The 4,112-nt window shown below is 55.9% G+C and carries 3 protein-coding genes; 2 read left to right on the top strand and 1 reads right to left on the bottom strand.

Features of this window, described 5'->3' with window-relative positions; all coding sequences use genetic code 11:
- Positions 1–149 precede the first annotated feature (149 nt).
- Positions 150–3,038 carry a Tn3 family transposase gene (locus H7848_RS19535; RefSeq protein WP_208354634.1) on the bottom strand — a complete coding sequence of 963 codons (2,889 nt, stop codon included), beginning with the start codon at positions 3,036–3,038 and terminating at the stop codon, positions 150–152.
- A 120-nt stretch (positions 3,039–3,158) separates the two neighbouring features.
- On the opposite strand from H7848_RS19535, the gene H7848_RS19530 reads away from it, so the two are divergent.
- Positions 3,159–3,770 (top strand): recombinase family protein, encoded by a 612-nt coding sequence (locus tag H7848_RS19530; protein ID WP_208354632.1) that lies wholly within the window; start codon positions 3,159–3,161, stop codon positions 3,768–3,770.
- Positions 3,767–4,045: a DUF6429 family protein gene (locus H7848_RS19525; protein WP_208354630.1), complete on the top strand. Its 279-nt coding sequence runs from the start codon at positions 3,767–3,769 to the stop codon at positions 4,043–4,045. Before H7848_RS19530 ends, H7848_RS19525 begins: the two co-directional genes overlap by 4 nt.
- Positions 4,046–4,112 lie beyond the last annotated feature (67 nt).

Genomic DNA, 4,112 nt, shown 5'->3' with positions numbered 1-4,112 from the left:
GCTTTGTCCGCTCCTCGATAGTTAATCCGGGTTGCGGCGAAAGGGCGGTTTGATTTTCACCTCACAGATTGGATGTCAATGACCGCTCTTACGACATTTGCTGCATCATAGCGAGAACCATGCCGCGCCTGCGCGGGTCTGCGGGACCATTACCGTTTCTTCGGCCATTTGTATTCCCCGGTTAGCAGTATGTGGGCCCAGCCAAGCGGGGAGGTGTGGGCAAGAAGTTCTGGAGGAACCGGCAACCCATCGTTCTGACGCTCTGCAACCGCTTCTCCCAAGCGGGCCGTGTTCCAGTAAATCACAATAGTGGCCAACAAGTTGAGCGCGGCCATGCGGTAGTGCTGCCCTACTGCGGTTCGATCTCTGATTTCACCCTGTCGCCCGATCCTGAGTGCGTTCTTCAGCGCATGGTGTGCCTCGCCCTTGTTCAGTCCGATTTGCGCCCGACGCTGCATGTCGGCGTTCAGAACCCAGTCCATCATGAACAGCGTGCGTTCGACCCGGCCGACCTCACGCAATGCAACTGCGAGATCATTCTGGCGCGGATAGGAAGCAAGCTTTCGTAGAATCTGGCTTGGCGCGATGGTTCCGGCAGTCATGGTCGCGGCAATCCGCAGTATATCCGGCCAATTCGAGGCGATCAGCCCCTCCCGGATTTTGCCACCGACCATGCCCTTCAGGTTGGACGGAGTGCCGCCGGGATCAAAGATGTAGAACCGTTTGGACGGCAGATCTCGAATGCGTGGGATGAACCGATGCCCGAGGATCGAGGTGACAGCAAAGACGTGATCAGTGAATCCTCCCGTGTCGGCATATTGCTCCTTGATCCGTTTACCCACATCGTTGTTCAGCAGTCCATCCAATATATAAGGTGCTTCACTGACGGTGGCGGGGATGGTCTGGGATGCAAACGGGGCAAACTGATCGGAGACATGGATGTAGGCTTTCAAGCCCGGCTCGTTTCCATATTTTGCATTGATCAGATTCATAGCTTCGCCCTGGCGTGTGGTTGGGAAAAACTGCCCATCACTCGAAGCCGTCAGGCCCATGCCCCAGAAACGGGCCATAGGAAGATTGCCTTGGGCGTCAACTACGCTGGCTAGCGCCCGGCCATATGCCTCGCTTTCAATGTGCCAACGGGATAGACGCATCAATTCCCAGAATCCGTGGGAGTTACTAGCCTCTGCCATCTTGCTCAGCCCGAGATTTAGACCCTCGGCCAAGAGCACATTCATGAGGCCGATCTTGTCTTTCGGCGGTGCGCCGGTGCGCAAATGGGTGAAAGCATCGGTGAACCCGGTCGCCTCATCCACCTCCAACATGATGTCGGTGATCCGCGTGTCGGGAACACGCTTGTAAAGATCGAACAAGAGATCAGTTGCGTCAGAAGGAGTTTTCGTCGGCAAACGGCTTAGGCTCAGAACGCCATCTTTGATGGCACCACCCGGGATTGCGCCGTTTTTTGCGGCTTTCGACAACTGCTGTAGCCCGATCTCCATTTGAACATGCCGATCTGCCAACCATGTTTCGGGATCAAGCGGCACCGCCAACCGGGCATTCTCTGCCGCCGCCGTCGCCGGAACCAGGACCTGTTTCAGATCCCCATAGCGCCTGGATTGTTTCAACCAAATGTCACCGGATCGGAATGTGTCTCGCAGATGAAAGCAGGCGGCAACTTCCCACAAACGCTTGTCTCCTGGCTCCTGACAGTCCAAATGCCGATGCCACTTGGATGTCCGACGCAGAAAACTCCTGGGCTGATCATGCTTCGCGCCGCTCTCGATCAACGCCGTCGCTTCTATGAGAGGCGCGGCAACCTTGGCACCTTCCACATTCAAAAGGCGCAGCATTCTCGGAACGTAGCGCCGGAACCTGTTGTGACCCTGAACAACATGAGCAATCGGATCCGACGACAAAGTGTCGGACAATCGCGCGGCGACGGCGACCAGTTCGGGCAGCCGGTCCCAACCCAGACTGCTTTCGACCGCTTTCTCCGACGAAACGCCATCCTCTTTGGCTTCCAGCAAGGCGGCACCCAAATCCCGGAAAGATCGAACGGTCTGTTGAACTGCCGATTTGGCATTCTCAACCCGCGCCGCGCAAAGCCGCTGCCCCTCGCGCCATGTCTTCCCGACGATCCTATCATGGGTCTCAACAATCGCGTCTGAAACTGCAGCTCGCCATTCCAAAGCACAGACAGCCAGGATGGCAAGACGACGATCATCGGGCAAATCTCGGAGGCCGTCGGCGAAATACCTTTCCCCCTGACGACGGAGGCGAGTCACACGGTGTTCTGGCACGCCATCAACCAGATCTGACGGCAGATTTATGCTGATCAGAAATTCCAAACGATCCAGCAGCCGGTTCGCACCCGCGGAATTGTTTCCTACCTCGAATTGTCGTAGCCACACGAACCGCGTTAGCCGATCATCAATGTGTTCGGACAACAAAGCGTCAAGATGGCCACATAGATCATCAGCCAATCGCTGTGCAATCCGAGTCTCGATCCGCCGTTCAGCGGCCACTAACGCATCTGCGCATAACCGTTCGACTGTCGTGACAGCTGGCAGGATCGTCTGCGTCCTTCGGCATTCCTCGACAAACCGGCGGGCAATATCTTCGTTCGAGGTCGCAAGTTCAGCCTGCCGATCCAACCAGGTTTTCAGATCCCGTGCACCTCGGCCAGAGAATGCTCTATAACCGAAAGTATCGCGCAAGATGGCCATATGCTCGTGCCGCGTCTCTTCGCGGATGGCATAGTTGCCCAGATATTCGTCGCGCAACCCAAGCTGAGCAGCCAGAAAACTGGTGATCTCCTCCGGTACGACTTCTCCGGGCGACAGCGATCGACCGGGAAACCGCAACACGCAAAGCTGGAGGGCAAAACCAAACTGATTGCGTGCACGTCGCCTCTGCCGGATGTGTTCCAGGTCTTCATCGGCGAGCGTGTAGTGCTTCAGCAAGTCTGATTCATCAACAGGAAGGTCAAATAGGGTGCTTCGTTGCTTTGGTGTCAGGATCGTTCGATGTGCCATGTTTCTTTTGCTTTCTCAGTATCCATTGCGTATTTTTGTTTGTGAAATGGAATAAGGAACAAGTTTGATGGCTGAAAACAGCGATTTCCTCAACCTGCCTCAAACGATCGTTTGGGAAACATGCTGATCGGCTACGCCCGCGTCTCGAAGGCAGACGGGAGCCAGTCGCTTGATCTTCAGAAGGATGCACTGATCGCCGCCGGGGTCGAGGAGGATCAAATCTATTCTGATCGCGCGTCAGGCAAGAAGGACGAGCGGCCTGGGTTGGATGCTTGTCTGAAGGCCCTGCGCAACGGCGATGTTCTGGTAATCTGGAAACTTGATCGGATGGGTCGCAGCCTCAATCATCTGGTGAAAACCACGACCCTGCTGTCAGAACGTGGGGTCGGCCTGAAAGTCCTCACTGGCCAAGGTGCTCAGATCGACACGACCACCGCAGCTGGCCGCTTGTCATTCGGCATATTCGCAGCCCTGGCTGAATTCGAAAGTGAGCTGATCCGAGAGCGCACAATGGCTGGCCTTGCCGCTGCGCGGGCTAGAGGCCGAAAGGGCGGGCGAAAATTCGCGCTGAGCAAAGCCCAGGTCCGAATGGCTCAAGCCGCGATGGCAAACCGTGACACGTCCGTCTCGGAGCTTTGCAAGGAACTCGGGGTAAAACCCGTCACACTCTACCGCTATGTTGATCCGAATGGAAACCTGCGTGACTACGGCAAACGAGTCCTGGCGGCATGACGAACGAACGGCATATCTCAGAAAAATCCGGTGAGTTTTCTCTCGACGAAGACAAAATCGACGACGCTATTCTCGCGCTCTTGCGTCTGGGTCTACATGCCGAACATCGCGCGTGGAAAAGTTTTGACTGGGGCAGCATGGAAAGACTGCACGAAAAGGGCTTCATTTCTGACCCGGTAGGCAAAGCGAAGTCTGTCTGGTTAACCGAAGAGGGCTTGGAAAAATCCGAACAGCTTCTGCATCAGTTGTTCGGGAAAAAGTCCGATCAGCCCTGAAAGGCGGCTCAAGGTCAACCGATCACTGCTTAGCGTAGGATTCCACACTCTCCCGCAATGGACCCCA

Origin of the sequence: Pseudaestuariivita rosea, from assembly GCF_017592335.1 — a bacterium.
In the GTDB taxonomy this organism is placed as follows: domain Bacteria; phylum Pseudomonadota; class Alphaproteobacteria; order Rhodobacterales; family Rhodobacteraceae; genus Parasulfitobacter; species Parasulfitobacter rosea.
The sequence above is the reverse complement of the archived record's forward strand: the minus strand, read 5'-3'. Positions and strand labels throughout refer to the sequence as shown.

What these genes read in the sequence shown, in the direction of transcription:
- H7848_RS19535 (WP_208354634.1), bottom strand. Translation starts at nt 3,038, where the DNA reads ATGGCACATCGAACGATCCTGACACCAAAGCAACGAAGCACCCTATTT.
- H7848_RS19530 (WP_208354632.1), top strand. Translation starts at nt 3,159, where the DNA reads ATGCTGATCGGCTACGCCCGCGTCTCGAAGGCAGACGGGAGCCAGTCG.
- H7848_RS19525 (WP_208354630.1), top strand. Translation starts at nt 3,767, where the DNA reads ATGACGAACGAACGGCATATCTCAGAAAAATCCGGTGAGTTTTCTCTC.